General features: G+C 49.6%; 15 protein-coding genes and 3 pseudogenes. 16 read left to right on the top strand and 2 right to left on the bottom strand.

Translation table 11 applies throughout. From position 1 onward, the window contains the following. Nucleotides 1–70: 70 nt before the first annotated feature. Nucleotides 71–760 carry a DUF6796 family protein gene (locus tag DHL47_RS11105; RefSeq protein ID WP_032909682.1) on the bottom strand — a complete coding sequence of 230 codons (690 nt, stop codon included), beginning with the start codon at nt 758–760 and terminating at the stop codon, nt 71–73. Nucleotides 761–1,083: 323 nt separating this feature from the next. After that, a pseudogene (locus tag DHL47_RS11100) lies at nt 1,084–1,356 on the bottom strand (transposase); the annotation flags it as partial. Between DHL47_RS11100 and DHL47_RS11095 the strand changes: the two are divergent. The 16 genes and pseudogenes from DHL47_RS11095 to ftsY all read left to right on the top strand — a co-directional run. Further along, nucleotides 1,356–1,532: pseudogene (locus DHL47_RS11095) on the top strand (DUF7716 domain-containing protein); the annotation flags it as partial. The pseudogenes DHL47_RS11100 and DHL47_RS11095 sit on opposite strands and share 1 nt — an antisense overlap. A 50-nt stretch (nt 1,533–1,582) precedes the next feature. Further along, nucleotides 1,583–2,026: an ASCH domain-containing protein gene (locus tag DHL47_RS11090; protein ID WP_209551924.1), complete on the top strand. Its 444-nt coding sequence runs from the start codon at nt 1,583–1,585 to the stop codon at nt 2,024–2,026. Nucleotides 2,027–2,274: 248 nt separating this feature from the next. Continuing rightward, nucleotides 2,275–2,940, top strand: a complete 666-nt coding sequence (locus DHL47_RS11085; RefSeq protein ID WP_209551923.1) for a PadR family transcriptional regulator — start codon at nt 2,275–2,277, stop codon at nt 2,938–2,940. Next, nucleotides 2,903–3,493 (top strand): GNAT family N-acetyltransferase, encoded by a 591-nt coding sequence (locus DHL47_RS11080; protein ID WP_209551922.1) that lies wholly within the window; start codon nt 2,903–2,905, stop codon nt 3,491–3,493. Before DHL47_RS11085 ends, DHL47_RS11080 begins: the two co-directional genes overlap by 38 nt. Before the next feature lie 302 nt (nt 3,494–3,795). Next, nucleotides 3,796–4,590: a hypothetical protein gene (locus DHL47_RS11075; protein ID WP_209551921.1), complete on the top strand. Its 795-nt coding sequence runs from the start codon at nt 3,796–3,798 to the stop codon at nt 4,588–4,590. 126 nt (nt 4,591–4,716) lie between these two features. Beyond that, on the top strand, nt 4,717–6,096 hold the full coding sequence (gene glmU / locus DHL47_RS11070) for a bifunctional UDP-N-acetylglucosamine diphosphorylase/glucosamine-1-phosphate N-acetyltransferase GlmU (RefSeq protein WP_209551920.1): 1,380 nt from the start codon (nt 4,717–4,719) through the stop codon (nt 6,094–6,096). An 8-nt stretch (nt 6,097–6,104) separates the two neighbouring features. Further along, complete coding sequence (locus DHL47_RS11065) at nt 6,105–6,653, top strand: NUDIX hydrolase (protein ID WP_209551919.1); 549 nt, start codon at nt 6,105–6,107, stop codon at nt 6,651–6,653. A gap of 12 nt (nt 6,654–6,665) precedes the next feature. Next, nucleotides 6,666–7,079, top strand: a complete 414-nt coding sequence (macP, locus tag DHL47_RS11060) for a cell wall synthase accessory phosphoprotein MacP (protein WP_209551918.1) — start codon at nt 6,666–6,668, stop codon at nt 7,077–7,079. A 185-nt stretch (nt 7,080–7,264) separates the two neighbouring features. Beyond that, nucleotides 7,265–7,957 (top strand): 5'-methylthioadenosine/adenosylhomocysteine nucleosidase, encoded by a 693-nt coding sequence (locus DHL47_RS11055; protein WP_209551917.1) that lies wholly within the window; start codon nt 7,265–7,267, stop codon nt 7,955–7,957. A gap of 13 nt (nt 7,958–7,970) precedes the next feature. Beyond that, nucleotides 7,971–8,278: pseudogene (locus DHL47_RS11050) on the top strand (DUF898 family protein). 200 nt (nt 8,279–8,478) lie between these two features. After that, entirely contained in the window at nt 8,479–10,020 is a 1,542-nt protein-coding gene (locus tag DHL47_RS11045) for an ABC-F family ATP-binding cassette domain-containing protein (protein ID WP_209551916.1), read from the top strand. A gap of 363 nt (nt 10,021–10,383) precedes the next feature. Further along, nucleotides 10,384–11,082 carry a ribonuclease III gene (rnc, locus tag DHL47_RS11040; protein WP_128835841.1) on the top strand — a complete coding sequence of 233 codons (699 nt, stop codon included), beginning with the start codon at nt 10,384–10,386 and terminating at the stop codon, nt 11,080–11,082. Further along, complete coding sequence (smc, locus tag DHL47_RS11035) at nt 11,073–14,609, top strand: chromosome segregation protein SMC (RefSeq protein WP_209551915.1); 3,537 nt, start codon at nt 11,073–11,075, stop codon at nt 14,607–14,609. Before rnc ends, smc begins: the two co-directional genes overlap by 10 nt. A 1-nt stretch (nt 14,610) precedes the next feature. Next, entirely contained in the window at nt 14,611–15,405 is a 795-nt protein-coding gene (locus DHL47_RS11030; RefSeq protein WP_209551914.1) for a Cof-type HAD-IIB family hydrolase, read from the top strand. Continuing rightward, a complete protein-coding gene (locus tag DHL47_RS11025; RefSeq protein ID WP_209551913.1) occupies nt 15,405–16,223 on the top strand; it encodes a Cof-type HAD-IIB family hydrolase in 819 nt (272 codons plus the stop codon). The genes DHL47_RS11030 and DHL47_RS11025 overlap by 1 nt, the downstream gene beginning before the upstream one ends. A 3-nt stretch (nt 16,224–16,226) precedes the next feature. Then, nucleotides 16,227–17,909: a signal recognition particle-docking protein FtsY gene (gene ftsY, locus DHL47_RS11020; protein WP_209551912.1), complete on the top strand. Its 1,683-nt coding sequence runs from the start codon at nt 16,227–16,229 to the stop codon at nt 17,907–17,909. Nucleotides 17,910–18,309 lie beyond the last annotated feature (400 nt).

The following is an 18,309-nucleotide window of genomic DNA, read 5'->3' as shown; positions in this document are numbered from 1 at the left end:
AGCTATTCCTTAAAAGACATCATTGAGACTGTAAAGTCGGAAGAGCTAGATGATGATTTCTGTTTGTATGCTAAGGAAAATGGAGAACTGAATTTTCAGGACAGCTACTTGCTTCCTTGTTGGTAAAGTTTTTGTCCTTTAGGGCAAAAATCATGGCTATTGTTATCATTAAAGCAAACCAAAAGGCGGGAATGAGAATAGGAGAAAGCATTTCGCGAAGGGCTGGTGCAATAGCGCTGAGTAGCCGACTAAGGAGAATTCCTGTTAAGGGAGTTGTTAGGGCAAACCAGCGCGGGTAAGCCGTTTTCTTACTCAAAACGAGGATAACAATAAATAGGAGAAGTACAGCCATAAGTACGAAATAAATAAGCAGAAAGTTATTTTTCACTATTGAAAAGCTTTCTAGTAATTTTGCAATATCGGCAGAGGGATTATGGGCATACAGCCGCGAAGTGGCGGCAAAATAGAAATAGCTGGTGTGGAGGAAAACACAGACAGTCATGAGAATCCAAGCTCCTACTATTCCTAGCCATTTTTGTCTCAGCCCGATAGAGAGGATATAGACGCCCATTCCTAAAAGCGGGAAAAGAAGTAAGGCATAGCCTGCAAAATCAACTTTCCAAGCTGCTAAATCAGGCATGTGCTGCCAAAATCCCTTTCCAAAACCGTCAGAGATAGCAATCAATATATCTGCAACATAAATCAGCCAGCTTCCTAAAATAGACCAGGGAGCCCAGCGACGGATCGTTTTTTGAGTCATAAGCGCCTCCTTTAGACTTGTGTTACTAGTATTTTACCAAAGGTTTGTTACGGAAGCAAGTCTCGAAATGCCTAGAGGCTATAAAATGGTGTCTGCTTTCTATGTAAGGGGATGAAATGATTTCAGAAAGTGTGGGAAATGTTTGATTTTTGGGCTCTTTGTCAACTGTAGTGGGTTGATGAGAAGTTATAATCTGGCGGTGGGACAGAACTAAATTTTTAAAAATTTAGTTCGTCGTCCCAGCCCCGCGAGGATGATTAGGGGCTTTTTGGAGTCTAAAAGACGAACAAAAAGTCCAATCAGCTACCGCGTCAAGAGTTTTTTTACCAAAACAAAGCGAAACTGAAGGACTTTTGTCTCAGCCTCTTTTTGATGTTCAAAGCGATGAGGATTCTAGTTTTAAAATTGTCAAAGTTCCGAAATCCGAAAGCGTTTCGCTTGATGACTTTGATGAGGTTGTTAGTAGCTTCTAGTTTTGTGTTTGAGTAGGGCAGTTCCAGTGCGTTCAGGATCTTATCCTTGTTTTTCAAGAAGGTCTTAAAAACAGTTTGAAAAATAGGATTTACATAAGAAATGGTATCTTCAATGAGTCCAAAGACAAGTAAGGGAGCAGGAGCTGGAGTTGATTTATTACGGTGAAGATTTTGCGGATGTTCTCTTGTCAGTCATGGAGCAGAAAGCAGAAGTGACTGATCAAGAGTGTTTACAGGCTCTGATTTACTATTATGAGCATGATGACTTTATGGATTTTGATAAAGATACAGTTTTGTAGGAAGATTTTTTATAAACAATAATTATCATTTTAGAAAGACAGGAGAAGTGATGACCCCAAAAGAAATGTGGCAGGCATACAAGAAAATCAATCCAAAGATTGGCGACGATATTGACGCCTGGGCCTTTGGCGCAGAGCCAGACCAGCTGGCCGAGCTGGTGCTGCGCGGTCAGAAGACAGCGACGGCCTCGGCCTATGAGCTTTATGCTGTAGACCAGGAGCCGATCCCGCAGGCCGGCACCTTTGATGTCATCTTGGACAGTCAGGGCAGGGCTGTCTGCATCATTGAAATCACTAAAGTTACAGTTGTTCCCTTTAACCAAGTATCAGCTGACCATGCTTTCAAAGAAGGTGAGGGCGACCGCAGCCTTGCTTACTGGCGGCAGGTGCATGAGGAGTTCTTTACCGAATGGCTGGCAGAAGCCGGCTTGGAATTTTCAGAAGAGACCGGTGTCGTCTTGGAAGAATTTCGGAAAGTCTATCCGCTGGACTAGTCCAGAAGAGGCTGAGACAAAAGTCCTTCAGTTTCGCTTTATTTTGGTAAAAAACTCTTGACGCGGTAGCTGATTGGACTTTTTGTTCGTCTTTTAGACTCCAAAAAGCTCCTAATCATCCTCGCGGGGCTGGGACGACGAACTAAATTTTTAAAAATTTAGTTCTGTCCCACCGCCTTTTTATAATTTCTTGACAAACTTTAATAAAAATATTACTATTAGGTATATAAGAATAATGGAGGGAAGCAATGGACAAACTTATTTTAGGTCTGCTCATGATAAAACATTTCACGGTTTATGAGATTCGCCAGATCATTCGCCAGAATTTCACTAGTATCTGCAGCGACAGTCTGGGCAGTATCCAAGCTGCTTTGAAAAAACTATCCCAGCAGGAAGCAGTGACTTTTTCAGAGTATGTCGAGAAAGGAAAAATGAAAAAAGAATACGCTCTTACCCCCGCTGGGCGGCAGTTGTTTTTAGACTGGCTTAAAACTCCCATTGATATGGGCAAAACCAAAAATATGGATTTGGGGAAATTTCTCTTTATGGGCTATCTTCCTAGGAGGGAGCAGATGGACCTGCTGAATCAGACCATTGAGGGTCTGGAGGACGAGCTGAGCAAATTAAAGAAGGTCAAAGAGGGTATCCAGCTGGCTGAGGAGCAGGCGGTGATTCAGGCTTATTTGGAGCAGAAGGAGCAGCTGGCTCAAAACCTGATGGAGATCAGCCAGACCGGCAGCCTAGCCGAGAGCATTTCTCAGGTTGCTTACTTTGAGCTCAAGACCTTGGAGTTTGGAATGGACTCCGCTCGCTTCCAGTTAGACTGGTTTAAGAAACTGCGCCAGCAGCTGGCTGAAGAAAAGAAGGAGGTTTCGTATGGTAAAGATCAGAAAAGCGGCCGAATCCGACCGTAAAACCATTGCCAGCACTATTGTCACTGCCTATGACAATGATTTTTCTGCTTTCGTTAAGCAGTTTGGCAGAGAATTTGTTCTTGACTTTATGGAGCAAGTGCTGCAAATCAAGTACTTTTATGTCGCTGAGCAAACTGGGCAGATTATTGGTATTTTAGCCATTTCGGATGCGAATGGCCGAGCCACTAAGCTGGATAGACAGCAGTTGGCTGAGCGCTTTGGCCGGATTAAAGTTTTTTTCCTGAGCCTAGGTTTCAGTGATTTCGAAAAGCCAGGTAAGATTCCTGCGACCACTGGCTATATCGAGTATGTGGCAGTCGCTGCTGCTTACCGGGGGCAGGGGCTGGGCCGGCAAATGCTGAAAGAAAGCATGAAGCTGGCGGGCTTCAAAGATTATATCCTGGATGTCAAGGACAGCAACGAAGCTGCCATCCGCTGCTACCAAAAGCTGGGCTTTCGGGAGTTTGCCAGAAAAAAGAAGCCTTTTCTCAATCCTCTAAAAGACTTCAAAGAATTTATCTGGATGGAGCGACTGGCTGACAGAAAAGCCTGATTTGATCGCAGAATCTGGCTGAAGTGCGGAGGGCGGTGGGACAGAACTAAATTTTTAAAAATTTAGTTCCCTGCACTCTTTTGTTTCTAAGCTCAGGCTGAAAAGGTTCCCCAAACCTTTTCACTCCCACAGCTGCCGCGTCAAGAGTTTTTTACCAAAATAAAGCGAGGCTGAAGGTCTTTTGTCTCAGCCTCGTTTTTTTATCAGTTTGCCAAAGCTTTTTCTGAAAAAGATTGAAAATAAGGTCAAAAAAGCTTATAATAAAAGCTGCAAAATAACAGAGAATCTCTAGGAGGTTGGGTTTGAAGAAGCTTCATTTTTTTATCATCTATGGCTGTGTCTGTTCTGTGCTGATTGGCGGGACCGCGCTCTATACTTACTTTAAGTCCGGAGGGATAGCAGAAGTTCTCGAGTCGCGCTTTGAGCTGCCTGCTGTGTTGGGTGCCTCCTTGGAAAAATTCGATCAGGACAGTTTCTACATGGACCGGCAGTCCGAGTCCACCTATCTGGAAGACGGCCGGCTCAAAAAAGCCAAGACAGTGAAGCAGCTGACCGTTGCAGAATCGCCTTACTTGGCCAAGCTCTATGAAAGCTATGATGATCAGGAGCTGACCCATTATTTCAGTGAGGATCGGATGTACTTAGAAGGAGAGGATGGTTTTGAGACGCTTGATGATACGAAAGCGCGGCAATATATCGATGGCTATTCGGGAATCTCTTCTTTTAAGGCCTTGCTGGAAGCTATGGCAGATAATGAGTCAGAACTGACCAAGAAAAAGGTGGAAAACGGTTATGAGTTTTCAGTCACAGCAGAAGATGATTTGGCCTATGACTTGATTGATGCCTTCTACTATGCCTATAATGATGAGCATTATGATCCATCCATCAGTATTGAGCAGTGCCAGGTTTCCTTTGTGGTAGACCCCAAGAGCCGGACGATCCAGTCCATTGATATGGAACTGGAACTGGACCAGGATACTGCCCTCGATGGCGAGTTGGTCCACTTCAAGCAGCGGGCCGTCTTCAAGGACTATGGCAAAACGACAGTCCGCCTTCCCAATAAAATCAAAGAAAAAGAAGCAAAATCAGCAGTTTAATGGCTGATTTTTTTTGATGGGAAAGGGCTCTGCGGCTGCCTTTTTCACCTCCAGCCTGATTTTGATTTTTAAAAATTACCTTTTAGTGATATAATAATGGTGATACCTTACAGAAAAGAGAAGACTATGACAAATTATGCGATTATTTTAGCTGCCGGCAAGGGCACCCGTATGAAATCTGACCTGCCCAAGGTTCTGCATCAGGTGGCAGGGATTTCGATGCTGGAGCATGTCTTCCGCAGCGTCAGCTCTATTGAGCCTGCAAAGACGGTGACCGTGGTCGGCCATAAAGCAGACTTGGTAGAGCAGGTCCTCTCCGGCCAGACAGAGTTTGTCCGTCAGACAGAGCAGCTGGGGACTGGTCATGCGGTTAGGATGGCAGAGCCGGTGCTGGCTGGTCTCCCCGGTCAGACGCTGGTCATCGCTGGTGATACCCCCTTGATTACGGGTGACAGCCTGAAACATCTAATCGACTTTCATATCAACCACAAGAATGTAGCGACCATTCTGACGGCAGAAGCGGACAATCCTTTCGGCTACGGGCGTATCGTCCGCAACCAGCATGGCGAAGTACTGAAGATTGTCGAGCAAAAAGATGCCTCTGACTTTGAGCAGCAAATCAAAGAAATCAATACAGGGACCTATATTTTTGACAATGAGCGTCTCTTTGAAGCCCTGAAAAAGATCAATACGGACAATGCTCAGGGGGAATACTATATTACGGATGTGATTGGCATTTTCCGGGAAAATGGAGAAAAGGTCGGCGCCTATACCTTGGCGGACTTTGATGAGAGTCTGGGAGTCAACGACCGAGTGGCTCTGGCAACAGCAGAAGGCGTGATGCGCCGCCGCATTAACCAAGCGCACATGGTCAATGGCGTCAGCTTTGTCCATCCAGAGGCGACTTATATTGATATTGATGTGGAAATTGGGCCGGAAGTGCAGCTGGAGGCGAATGTCACAATCAAAGGCAAAAGCAAGATCGGAGCGCAGTCCGTTCTGACCAACGGCACCTATATCGTGGATGCTGTCATCGGTGAGCGGACCGTGATTACCAACTCCATGATTGAGGAAAGTACAGTCGCAGACGGCGTGACGGTTGGCCCCTATGCTCATATCCGGCCGGGATCCAGTCTGGCGAAAGACGTCCATGTGGGCAACTTTGTCGAGGTCAAAGGGTCTAGCATTGGGGAAAATACCAAGGCCGGCCATCTGACCTATATCGGCAATGCGGAGGTCGGTGCCAATGTCAACTTCGGTGCCGGCACTATTACCGTCAACTATGACGGACAAAAGAAATACAAGACCGTCATCGGCGACAATGTCTTTGTCGGCTCGAACTCGACGATCATTGCGCCGGTGGAGCTGGGCGACAATTCTCTGGTCGGTGCCGGCTCAACCATTACCAAGGACGTGCCGGCGGATGCCATCGCTCTGGGACGCGGCCGCCAGATTAACAAAGAGGACTATGCTAAGCGGCTGCCTCACCATCCAGCAAATCAGTAGGAAAGACCATGGAATTTGAAGAAAAAACTGTCCAGCGGACAGAGATTTATCAGGGACCGATTTTTAAGGTTGTGACAGACCAAGTCGAGCTGCCTCAGGGCAAGGGACTGGCTCAGCGGGATTTGATTTTCCATAACGGTGCAGTGGCCGTCATTGCCCTGACGCCGGAAGACAGGATGATTCTGGTCAAGCAGTACCGCAAGGCCATTGAAGCGACGTCTTACGAGATTCCGGCAGGCAAGCTCGAGCTGGGGGAAAATGCCGACCCCAAGGCAGCGGCTCTGCGTGAATTGGAAGAGGAGACCGGCTATAGAGGCCGGCTGGAGCTGGTTTATGACTTTTACTCTGCTATCGGCTTTTGCAATGAAAAAATCAAGCTGTACAGCGCCAGCTATTTGACAAAGGTCGACAATCCGCGGCCCCAGGACGAGGATGAGACGCTGGAGATTGTTGAAGTGACCTTGGAGGAAGCGCGTGAACTGCTGGCAAGCGGGGATATTTGCGACGCCAAGACCATTATGGCTCTGCAGTACTGGGAAGCAAAAATGAACAAATAGGAACGTAAGACAATGAGAAAAGCTTTATTAACGGATGAAATGATTGAGCGGGCCAACCGCGGCGAGGATATTTCAGGACCGCCTCTCATGGATGATGAGGAAACGAAGATTATCTCAACCAGCAGAAGCCCTTTGGGCTATCAGGACCGGCGGCAGGATAGTCAATTTGGCTACCAGAGCCCTCAGAGCCGCCGCTTTGGCTATGAGGAACCCAGCGGTCAGCAGGCTGCTTTTGGCTATCAGGAACAGCCCCAGCAGGAAGGCTTTACAGATGAGACTCTGCATATCGAGGTGGATCCGACGGTGACCAAGAGCCGCCGCATTGAAAATCAGAAACGCGGTATCTTTCAGGCTAAGCTCAATAAAATTCTGTTTTGGGTGGTAATTCTGCTGGCGATTTTGATTGCGGCCATTATCTGGCTGTAAGTGCCCATTAAAAGCAGAAATAGGATAGACTGATTCAGAAATCCTCTCTTTTTTGTCAGCTGGATAGCAGCTCATCCGATAAGGGTTCGCATCAGCCGGCGAGCAGAGCCTGTCCCGCTGTCTGGCAGAGGAGGCTTCTGAGATGGATTGAGGATAGAAGTGTTTAAAATGTAATTGGAGAAGTCATGAAAATTGGAATTATTGCGGCTATGCCCGAGGAACTGAAGGTTCTGCTGGAGCATCTGGAAAATCCTCAGAAGCACCTGCGTTTAGGCCATGTTTACCATACGGGCTCTATCGGCCGCCATGAGGTGGTTCTGGTCGAAAGCGGGATTGGCAAGGTTATGTCGGCCATGAGTGTGGCGGTTTTGGTCAATGATTTTAAGGTGACAGTGGTCATTAACACCGGCTCAGCCGGTGCGGTAGCAGAAGGGCTGGCTGTCGGAGATGTCGTGGTAGCCGACCGTCTGGTCTACCACGATGTTGATGTGACCGCCTTTGGCTATGACTACGGTCAGATGGCCCGTCAGCCGCTCTATTATGAAGCCAGCCGTTATCTGCTATCTGAAATGCGGAAGATTTTGGACAAAACCCAGCAGACCAGCCGGGTCGGCTTGATTGCAACAGGCGACAGTTTCATCGCCGGTCAGGACAGGATTGACCGCATCAAGGAGCATTTCCCTGATGTCTTGGCTGTCGAGATGGAGGGCGCAGCTATTGCTCAGGCTGCGCATTCGGTCGGTCTGCCCTTTATGGTCATTCGGGCCATGAGTGACACGGCCAGCCATGATGCTAATATGACCTTTGATGAATTTATCCATCATGCTGGTAAACGTTCTGCGGAAACCCTGATTCAGTTTTTAAAAGAGCTGGTATAGAGAAGGAGAAATTGTGGGTAAAGAATCTTATTTTGATGGGGCCTTTTTTCCTACATTGGCCATGTCTTTTTAGCGGTTTTGATTGCTGCCTTGACCTTGGGCATCTGTGTTCCTTGGAGCCTGTGTATCCTGTATAATTGGAAGGTGAAGCACACGGTTATCGATGGGCACCGCCTTTATTTCGACGGGACCGCGATGCAGCTTTTCGGAAATTGGATAAAATGGTGGCTCTTGACCCTGATTACTTTTGGGATTTATGGCTTCTGGCTCAATATCAAGCTAACCCAGTGGATTACCAAGCACACCCATCATTTGAACTAGAAGAAACAGAGCGGGCACCAGGGGCCCGCTTTTATCGTGCAGTCTGGTGGGCAGATAGAGCAAGGCGGCACTGACGTGGTTTGAAGGGATTTTCGAAGAGTATAAAAGATAAACTAAATGACGATAAATGACTCTGTCTTGCCAAAAAATCCCTTTTGATGGTATAATCAAGGAACTGCAATCAATGAAAGAGGAGCAAAATGAGTATTTTAGAAGTGAAAAATCTCAGCCACGGTTTTGGAGACCGGGCTATTTTTGAGGATGTGTCCTTCCGCCTGCTCAAGGGCGAGCATATCGGTCTGGTCGGCGCCAATGGTGAGGGAAAATCAACCTTTATGAGCATCGTGACGGGCAAAATGCTGCCGGACGAAGGCAAGGTTGAGTGGTCCAAGTATGTCACGGCTGGCTATCTGGACCAGCATGCTGTGCTGGAGCAGGGCCAGTCTGTCCGTGATGTGCTGCGGACGGCTTTTGATGAGCTTTTCAAGACAGAAAGCCGGATTAATGAAATTTATATGAGCATGGCCGAAGACGGTGCGGATGTGGATGCTCTTATGGAAGAAGTGGGTGAGCTGCAGGACCGTTTAGAGAGCCGGGATTTCTATACGCTGGATGCCAAGATCGACGAAGTCGCGCGGGCTCTGGGGGTCATGGACTACGGCATGGAGAGTGATGTGACAGAGCTGTCGGGCGGCCAGCGGACCAAGGTGCTTCTGGCCAAGCTTCTGCTGGAAAAACCGGATATCCTGCTCTTGGATGAGCCGACCAACTATCTGGATGCCGAGCACATTGACTGGCTCAAGCGCTACCTGCAAAATTACGAAAATGCCTTTGTTCTCATCTCCCATGACATTCCTTTCCTGAATGAGGTCATCAATATCGTCTACCATGTGGAACAGCAGCGTCTGACCCGCTATTCCGGCGATTACTACCAGTTTCAGGAAGTCTATGAAATGAAGAAATCCCAGCTGGAAGCGGCCTATGAGCGCCAGCAGAAGGAAATTGCGGATCTCAAGGATTTTGTGGCCCGCAACAAAGCGCGCGTGGCGACCCGCAATATGGCCATGTCCCGCCAGAAAAAACTGGATAAGATGGATCTGATTGAGCTGCAGAGCGAGAAGCCCAAGCCTTCCTTTGACTTCAAGCCTGCCCGCACACCGGGCCGTTTTATCTTTCAGACAGAGGACTTGCAGATTGGCTACGACCGGCCGCTGACCGGACCGCTCAACCTGACCTTTGAGCGCAATCAGAAGGTCGCCATTATCGGGGCCAATGGGATTGGAAAAACGACCCTGCTCAAGAGTCTGCTGGGCATTATTCCGCCGATTGCAGGCCAAGTCGAGCGGGGCGACTATCTGGAGCTGGGCTATTTCGAGCAGGAAGTCCAAGGCGGCAATCGTCAGACTCCGCTGGAGGCTGTCTGGAACGCCTTTCCAGCCCTCAATCAGGCAGAAGTAAGGGCTGCCTTAGCCAGATGCGGCCTGACGTCCAAGCATATTGAGAGCCAGATTCAGGTGCTGTCCGGAGGCGAGCAGGCCAAGGTCCGTCTCTGTCTCCTCATGAACCGGGAACACAATGTGCTGGTACTGGATGAGCCGACCAATCACTTGGATGTGGATGCCAAGGAGGAGCTCAAACGGGCTCTGAAGGAATACAAGGGCAGCATTCTCATGGTCTGCCACGAGCCTGATTTTTATGAAGGCTGGATGGACCAGATCTGGGATTTCAATCAGCTGACCTAGCAGCAGCTCTGTTAAGAGTTTTTTGCCAGAACAAAGCGATAGTTCATCACTTTTATCCAAGTATCGTAAGCCGATGAGAGGATTTATCGCCCACTGGCTTTACTCTCAACCCTTTTTATCTTTGATTTTCTTTGCATATCAGACTTCAGTCCGCCATAAAAATCTGTCTTGGGCTAAGACTAGCCCAGGGAGGCAAACGGAATTGACTTTGAAATGTTGTGCAAGTGATAAAAAGCAGAGAAATCGCTGTCAGCAGGTGCGTTTGCGCCTGTTTTTTGGTATAATAGTACTTGTACTATTTTTGGAAAGGAAAGAGAGGAATCGTGCTGCTCGCTTTGGCTGAGAGCATGATCTAGTTGAATAATGGAAGATTTAAAAAGAGCATTGCTGGAACAGTTTGGTCTGGTCTTTGCGGATGCCAGTCTGTTGGAGACGGCCTTTACCCATACCAGTTTTGCCAATGAGCACCGCCTCTTAAAAATTTCACACAATGAGCGCCTGGAATTTTTAGGAGACGCTGTTCTGCAGTTAATTATTTCAGAGTATTTGTATAAAAAATACCCTAAGAGACCGGAGGGAGATTTGTCCAAGCTCCGCTCCATGATTGTGCGCGAGGAGAGTCTGGCAGGCTTTACCCGCGACTGCCAGTTTGACCGCTATGTGAAGCTGGGCCGCGGAGAAGAAAAGTCAGGCGGCCGCAGCCGCGATACCATTCTGGGAGATTTATTTGAGGCGTTTTTAGGGGCTCTGCTCTTGGACAAGGGGGTGGAGACTGTCAAAGACTTTCTTTATCAGGTCATGATTCCCAAGGTGGAAGCTGGGAATTTTGAGCGGGTGACCGATTACAAGACCAAGCTGCAGGAGCTGCTGCAGGTCAACGGAGATGTCGAAATCCTTTATCAGGTCATCTCTGAGTCGGGACCGGCACATGCCAAGAATTTCGAGGTGGCGGTCCGCATTAACGGCCGGGAGGCCGGTCAGGGCCAGGGCCGCTCCAAGAAATTGGCTGAGCAGGAAGCTGCTAAAAATGCATTTGAAAAGGAAAGTCATTCATGTTTTTAAAGGAAATTGAAATCCAGGGCTTTAAGTCATTTGCAGACAAGACCAAGGTCGTCTTTGATCAGGGAGTGACGGCCGTTGTCGGACCTAATGGCTCTGGGAAGTCCAATATCACCGAAAGTCTGCGCTGGGCGCTGGGGGAATCCAGCGTCAAAAGTCTGCGGGGCGGCAAGATGCCTGATGTGATTTTTGCGGGAACAGAGACCCGCAAACCGCTCAATTATGCCTCAGTGGTGGTGGTTTTGGATAACAGCGACCAGTTTATCAAGGAAGCAGCCAGCGAGATTCGAGTGGAGCGCCATATTTACCGCAGCGGCGACAGCGAGTATAAGATTGACGGCAAAAAAGTACGGCTGCGCGATGTTCACGACCTCTTTATGGATACTGGTTTGGGCCGGGACTCCTTTTCCATTATTTCCCAAGGGAAGGTAGAGGAAATCTTTAACAGCAAGCCGGAGGAGCGCCGGGCTATTTTTGAAGAAGCAGCCGGGGTCCTCAAATACAAGACCCGCCGCAAGGAGACAGAGAGCAAGCTGGCCCAGACTCAGGACAATCTGGATCGGCTGGAAGACATTATCTACGAGCTGGACAGTCAGGTCAAGCCTTTGGAAAAGCAGGCAGAGACAGCCAAGCGCTTTTTGAGCTTGGACGCAGAGCGCCGGGAGCTCTATCTGGATGTGCTGGTGGCCCAGCTGACGGCCAATAAGGACAGACTGACCCAGGCTGAGCAGGATTTGGCAGAGATCCAGCAGGAGTTAGCAGCCTACTACAGCAAGCGCGATGAGCTGGAAATGGAAAATCAGCAGCTGAAAAGCAGGCGCCATGAGCTCAATCAGACCTTGGCTGACGATCAGGCCAGCCTGCTGGAACTGACCCGCCTCATCAGTGACTTGGAGCGTCAGATTGACCTTTCTAAGCTGGAGTCCAGTCAGGCAGCCACCAGCCGCCGGGAAAATGAAGAACGCCTGGCGAGCCTGTCAGAAAAGCTGGCTCAGATTGCCGGCAGTATCGAAGACAAGCAGGCAGGACTGACAAAGTTATCGGATCAGCTGGAGGACAATGAAAGAGCACTGACTGCCTTGGAAAGCGAGCTGGCCGATTTTACAGATGATCCGGACCAGCTGATTGAGCATCTGCGGGACAAATATGTCCGGCTCATGCAGGAGGAAGCAGAGCTTTCCAATGACCTGACCTCTTTGGAAAATCAACTGGCCAATGAACTCCGGCAGGCAGAGAGCCGTCAGGCGGATTATGCTAAGCTGCAGGCTGATTTGGCCAGCAGTCAGGATGCAGAGCAGGCCGGCTTAGAGGAGCTGGAAACGGCCCGTCAGGCTCTCCAGCAGCTTTTAGCTGACTACCAAAGCCAGCTTGCAGAGGCAGAGCAGCTGCAGGCTGCTTACAAGGCCCAGCAGGACTCTATGTTTGAGCTTTTGGATGATATCAAAAACAAGAAAGCCCGCTCAGCCAGTCTGGAAGCCATTTTGAAAAACCACAGCAATTTCTATGCCGGCGTCAAGAGCGTGCTGCAGGAGGCCGGCCGTCTGGGCGGCATCGTCGGAGCTGTCAGCGAGAAGCTCAGCTTCGATCCGCATTATCAGACCGCGCTGGAAATTGCGCTGGGAGCCAGCAGTCAGAATATCATCGTTGAGGATGAGGCTGCCGCTACCAGAGCGATTGCATTTCTCAAGAAAAACCGGTCCGGCCGGGCAACGTTCCTGCCGCTGACCACCATTAAAGCCCGTCAGCTGCCTGAGCAGAACCGCAGCAGCATTGAAAAGAGTGAAGGCTTTCTTGGGCTGGCTGCTTCACTGACGACCTACGATCCGGCCTTGGACAGTATTTTCCAAAATCTGCTGGGGACAACCGCCATTTTCGATACAGTGGAGCATGCCCGTGCTGCTGCCCGCAAGGTCCGCTATCAGGTTCGGATGGTGACCTTGGATGGAACGGAGCTGCGGACCGGAGGTTCCTATGCCGGCGGTGCCAGCCGCAATAACAATACGATCTTTATCAAGCCCGAACTGGATGCTCTCCAAGCTGAAATCGCAGAAAAAAATGCCAGCCTGAAAGAGCAGGAAACCGCTGTGCAGCAGCTGCAAAACCAGCTGACGCAGGCCCGTCAGTTTTTGGAGAGCATCAAGACTGACGGCGAGCAGGCCCGTTTGGCTGAGCAGAAGGCTGCTTTGGCTTATGAACAGCTGGCCAAGCGGGTGGAGGACCTGACCCAACTGAAAGCAGTGCAGGAGCAGGAACTGGCCAGTCAGTCAGGGCTTGATATTTCAGCTGAAAAAGACCGGCTGCAGGGCCGTCTGACAGAGATTGCTCAGGAAAAGTCAGCTATTAATGAGGAGATTGATCAGGTCAAGTCCAATAAAGATGCGGTGCAGGCGCGCTTTGACAAACTGTCGGCCAGTCTGGCCGACCTCAAGCTGCAGCGGACAGAGCTGTCTTCTCAGCAGCGCTTTGAAAAAAATGATCTGACCCGTTTGCAAGAGGAGCAGGCTGCCCTGAACAAAGACCGAGCGACACTGGAGCTTCTCATGGAGCAAAAAGAGCAGTCCAGTCTGCAGAAGGTGGATCTTGCGGTCTTGGAAAGCCAGCTGGCAGCAGCCCGGCAGGAAAAAACAGACCTGGACCAAAAACTCATCCGTCTCAAATTTGAGGCAGAGGATTTGGAGGGGCAGTCGGACGATATTCTCAGCCGCCTAGAAGAAGCCCGCCGGCAGAATGAAGAACTGATTCGCAGGCAGGCCAAGGGTGAGGCCGAAAAAGACAAGGTGACAGATGTGCTGCGCCGTCTGGCAGGAAATCTGACCGATGATTATCAGATCAGCTTTGAAGAGGCTGCTGCTCAGGCCCGGCCGCTGGAACATCTGGCTGCAGCTGAAAGCCAGGTCAAAGACTTGGAAAAAGCCATCCGTGCTCTGGGTCCGGTCAATCTGGAAGCAGTCGAGCAGTTTGAAGAAGTCAGCAGCCGCCTTCATTTCCTCAACAGCCAGCGGGATGATGTCCTGTCGGCTAAGAATCTCCTCCTTGAAACCATTGAGGAGATGAATGATGAAGTGAAAGAGCGCTTCAAATCAACCTTTGAAGCGATTCGTGAGAGCTTCAAGGTGACTTTCCGCCAGATGTTTGGCGGGGGGGCTGCTGATTTGATCTTGACCGAGGGCGATTTGCTGACGGCCGGAGTGGAAATTTCCGTCCAGCCGCCCGGCAAGAAAATCCAGTCCCTCAATCTCATGAGCGGGGGCGAAAAAGCTCTGTCTGCTCTGGCTCTGCTCTTTTCCATTATCCGTGTCAAGACCATTCCCTTTGTCATTTTGGACGAGGTGGAAGCGGCCTTGGACGAGGCCAATGTCAAGCGGTTCGGAGACTATCTCAACCGCTTTGACAAGGACAGCCAGTTTATCGTGGTCACCCACCGCAAGGGAACCATGTCGGCTGCGGACTCCATCTATGGGGTGACCATGCAGGAATCGGGCGTCTCAAAGATTGTATCGGTCAAGTTAAAAGATTTAGAAAGTATGTAAGATGAGTATAAAATTAGTCGCAACAGATATGGACGGAACCTTTTTGGACGGCAAGGGCCAGTTTGACATGGACCGTCTCAAGCAGCTGTTGGCCCAGTTCAAAGAAAAAGGCATGTATTTTGCAGTGGCCAGCGGCCGCGGTTTGCTGTCACTGGAAAAGCTTTTTGAGGAAGTCCGCGATGAGATTATTTTCATCGCTGAAAATGGCAGTGTGGTTGAATTTCACGGTCAGGATCTCTATGAAGCCGTTATGCCTCAGGAATTTTATCTGCGGGTTTTTGACAAGCTGACAGAATGTCCTTATATCAATGTTAATGAGCTGCTTTTGACCGGCAAGCATGGCTGTTATGTCCTGGAAACAGTGGATCCGACTTATCTGTCTTTCAGTGCACATTACAATGAAAATATTCAAAAAGTTGCCAGTTTTGCAGAAGTGAAGGATGAGATTTTCAAATTCACCACGAACTTTGCGGAAGAGGAAGTAGCTGCTGGTGAGGCCTGGGTCAATGAGCATATCGAAGGGGTTAAGGCTATGACGACCGGCTACAAATCCATTGACATTGTTTTGGATTATGTGGACAAGGGCGTAGCCATCGTTGAGCTGGCCAAAAAGCTGAATCTGGAAATGTCTCAGGTGATGGCTTTTGGGGACAATCTCAACGACCTGCACATGATGCAGGTGGTCGGTCACCCCATTGCACCGGAAAATGCTCGGCCGGAAATTCTGGAAGTGGCCAAGGAAGTGATAGGACATCATGCAGCTCAGTCTGTGATGACCTATATGGAGGGCTTATAATGGCGGATATTCGGTTAATTGCACTTGATTTGGATGGGACCTTGCTGACCTCGGATAAGAAGATTTCTGAGCGCAGTCTGGCAGCCCTTAAGGCTGCTCAGGCTAAGGGAGTCAAGATTGTCCTGACCACCGGCCGACCGCTCAAAGCGATGGATTTCTTTCTGCACGAGCTGGGAACAGACGGCGAGAAAGATGAATATACCATTACTTTCAATGGCGGTCTGGTTCAGCGCAATACAGGCGAGATTCTGGATAAGACAGTCTTTTCCTATGATGATGTGGCCAGGATTTTTGAAGAGACGGAGAAGCTGGGTCTGCCTCTGGATGCTATCTGCGAGGGGCTGGTCTATCAGATTCAGTCGGATCAGGAGTCTCTTTATGCTAAGTTCAATCCAGCTCTGACCTTTGAGCCGATTGACTTTAGCGACCTGTCTGACCAGCAGACTTACAATAAGTGTGTCACTGCCTATGCTCAGGAGCCGCTGGATGCGGGGATTGCGCAGATTTCACCGGAGCTCTTTGAGCGCTATGAAATTTTCAAATCCCGTGATATGCTCTTGGAGTGGTCACCGAAGAATGTCCATAAGGCTACTGGACTGGAAAAGCTGATTGCTCATCTGGGACTGGATCGCAGTCAGGTCATGGCCTGCGGTGATGAAGCCAACGACCTGTCCATGATAGAATGGGCCGGGCTGGGTGTAGCCATGCAGAATGCTGTAGCGGAAGTCAAGGAGGCTGCTGCTGTCGTGGCGCCTCTGACCAATGATGAAGACGGCGTTGCTTGGGCTATTGAAGAATTTGTACTGAAGGAGGATTAGTCCATGGGATTGTTTGATCGCCTGTTTGGCCGCAAAAAAGAAGAACCGGCACTGGAAGATAGTATCAAGGAAGCTTTGGAAAGTCTGGATGAAGCAGCAGAACAGTCTGGCTCAGCCGCCGCAGCAGAAGCAGCTTCTGAAAAAAACGGTGCAGAGCAGGAAGGGCAGGAGCAGGAGAGCTCCAGCCAAGAGCTGGATAGTGCTGCAAGGGAAACAGAAGCATCCGAAGCAGAGCACAGCTATGCTCCAAAAGACAGAGCGGAGACGGGGCAGGAGAGTGCCGCCCAGACAGCTGCAGGTGCGGACGAGGGCATAGCTGGAGCTGAAGAAAATTCAGAGCAGCCAAACCGGGAAGGTGCTGACTCTGCTGAAAGAGCAGAGCAGGCAGAACGAAAATCCGCTGATCCGGTCGCAGATCAATCTGCTCCGACGGCTGAGCACAAAGAAGATGCTCCGTCTGCGATGGCAGCCTATTATGCTGACCTGCAGGCGCGTATCGCAGAAGCAGCAAGCCGCAGCCAGGAGGAGACAGCGGCAGCTCAGTCTGCAGAGCAGGAGACCGATCCAGCGGCAGACCAACAGCCGGAGCAGGAAGTGTCGGAGCAGGCTCAAAGCCAGACCGTCTCGACAGAAGCAGCGGCAGGTCAGTCTGCAGAGCAGGAATCCGATTCAGCGGCAGATCAACAGCCGGAGCAGGAAGTGTCGGAGCAGGCTCAAAGCCAGTCTGCCTCCGCAGCAGAGCGGCAGGACGGCCCGGCAGAAACGGTTCAGGACAAGTATGACCGCAGTCTGAAAAAGACCCGTACCGGCTTCGGTGCCCGGCTCAATGCCTTCTTTGCCAATTTCCGTTCGGTCGATGAAGAGTTCTTTGAAGAGTTAGAAGAGCTGCTCATTACCAGCGATGTCGGTGTACAGGTGGCTTCTAGTCTGACGGAGGAGCTGCGCTATGAGGCGCGGCTGGAAAATGCTAAAAAACCAGCTGCTCTGCGTCAGCTGATTATTGAAAAATTAGTCGATATTTATGAAAAGGACGGCCGTTTCAACGAGAAAATTAATTTTCAAAATGGTCTGACGGTCATGCTCTTTGTCGGAGTCAACGGTGTCGGCAAGACGACCTCTATCGGCAAGCTGGCCTATCGATACAAACAGCAGGGCAAGAAAGTGATGCTGGTTGCGGCCGATACCTTCCGGGCCGGAGCTGTTGCCCAGCTGGCTGAATGGGGCCGCCGGGTGGATGTGCCGGTTGTGACCGGGCCTGAAAAGTCTGATCCTGCCAGCGTGGTCTATGACGGGATGGAACGAGCTCAGGCCGAGCAGGTAGATATTCTCATGATTGACACGGCCGGCCGCCTGCAGAATAAAGACAATCTCATGGCAGAGCTGGAGAAGATTGGCCGTATTATCAAGCGAGTAGATCCAGAAGCTCCGCATGAGACCTTTCTGGCTCTGGATGCTTCCACCGGTCAGAATGCTCTGGTCCAAGCCAAGGAATTTTCTAAAATCACACCAGTAACAGGTATCGTTCTGACCAAAATCGATGGAACGGCTCGAGGCGGAGTGGTGCTGGCTATCCGTCAGGAATTGGATATTCCGGTCAAACTGATTGGTTTTGGTGAGAAGATTGATGACATTGGCGAGTTCCATTCAGAAAACTTTATGAAGGGGCTGCTTGAGGGCCTGATTTAATCCGTAAAGAACCTCTATTTTTGACAGGGCAAATGGACAAAGGCAGAGCCGGTGCTCATCAAGGAGATTTCAGATTCAGTGAAAGTTGCAATCAGACTAGGCAGTGAGATGCTGAGAGTGGGACAGACTCCCATGATAGCTGTGTCCTCACCCACAGAGGGATGGATCTTTTGGAAGATACCGTATAAAAAGACAGAAAAAACTACTAACCAAATAAGGATTAGTAGTTTCAGATTGTAGACAAAGTCTTGAGAAATTTGTTTTCTCAAGGCTTTTTGTCGTTTTTAGGAGTATAATAGAGATAAGAGATGGAGGTGCAGCCGATGTTTCATAAAAACCAAGTAGATTTAGAGCGCCAACAGCTGGAATTAATGAGTTTAGATATGCTGGTTCCACAGGA

Origin of the sequence: Streptococcus panodentis, from assembly GCF_017884005.1 — a bacterium.
Lineage (GTDB): Bacteria > Bacillota > Bacilli > Lactobacillales > Streptococcaceae > Streptococcus > Streptococcus panodentis.
The sequence above is the reverse complement of the archived record's forward strand: the minus strand, read 5'-3'. Positions and strand labels throughout refer to the sequence as shown.

What these genes read in the sequence shown, in the direction of transcription:
- macP (WP_209551918.1), top strand. Translation starts at nt 6,666, where the DNA reads ATGAGAAAAGCTTTATTAACGGATGAAATGATTGAGCGGGCCAACCGC.
- DHL47_RS11030 (WP_209551914.1), top strand. Translation starts at nt 14,611, where the DNA reads ATGAGTATAAAATTAGTCGCAACAGATATGGACGGAACCTTTTTGGAC.
- smc (WP_209551915.1), top strand. Translation starts at nt 11,073, where the DNA reads ATGTTTTTAAAGGAAATTGAAATCCAGGGCTTTAAGTCATTTGCAGAC.
- glmU (WP_209551920.1), top strand. Translation starts at nt 4,717, where the DNA reads ATGACAAATTATGCGATTATTTTAGCTGCCGGCAAGGGCACCCGTATG.
- DHL47_RS11105 (WP_032909682.1), bottom strand. Translation starts at nt 760, where the DNA reads ATGACTCAAAAAACGATCCGTCGCTGGGCTCCCTGGTCTATTTTAGGA.
- DHL47_RS11080 (WP_209551922.1), top strand. Translation starts at nt 2,903, where the DNA reads ATGGTAAAGATCAGAAAAGCGGCCGAATCCGACCGTAAAACCATTGCC.
- DHL47_RS11065 (WP_209551919.1), top strand. Translation starts at nt 6,105, where the DNA reads ATGGAATTTGAAGAAAAAACTGTCCAGCGGACAGAGATTTATCAGGGA.
- DHL47_RS11045 (WP_209551916.1), top strand. Translation starts at nt 8,479, where the DNA reads ATGAGTATTTTAGAAGTGAAAAATCTCAGCCACGGTTTTGGAGACCGG.
- DHL47_RS11085 (WP_209551923.1), top strand. Translation starts at nt 2,275, where the DNA reads ATGGACAAACTTATTTTAGGTCTGCTCATGATAAAACATTTCACGGTT.
- DHL47_RS11055 (WP_209551917.1), top strand. Translation starts at nt 7,265, where the DNA reads ATGAAAATTGGAATTATTGCGGCTATGCCCGAGGAACTGAAGGTTCTG.
- ftsY (WP_209551912.1), top strand. Translation starts at nt 16,227, where the DNA reads ATGGGATTGTTTGATCGCCTGTTTGGCCGCAAAAAAGAAGAACCGGCA.
- DHL47_RS11025 (WP_209551913.1), top strand. Translation starts at nt 15,405, where the DNA reads ATGGCGGATATTCGGTTAATTGCACTTGATTTGGATGGGACCTTGCTG.
- DHL47_RS11090 (WP_209551924.1), top strand. Translation starts at nt 1,583, where the DNA reads ATGACCCCAAAAGAAATGTGGCAGGCATACAAGAAAATCAATCCAAAG.
- rnc (WP_128835841.1), top strand. Translation starts at nt 10,384, where the DNA reads ATGGAAGATTTAAAAAGAGCATTGCTGGAACAGTTTGGTCTGGTCTTT.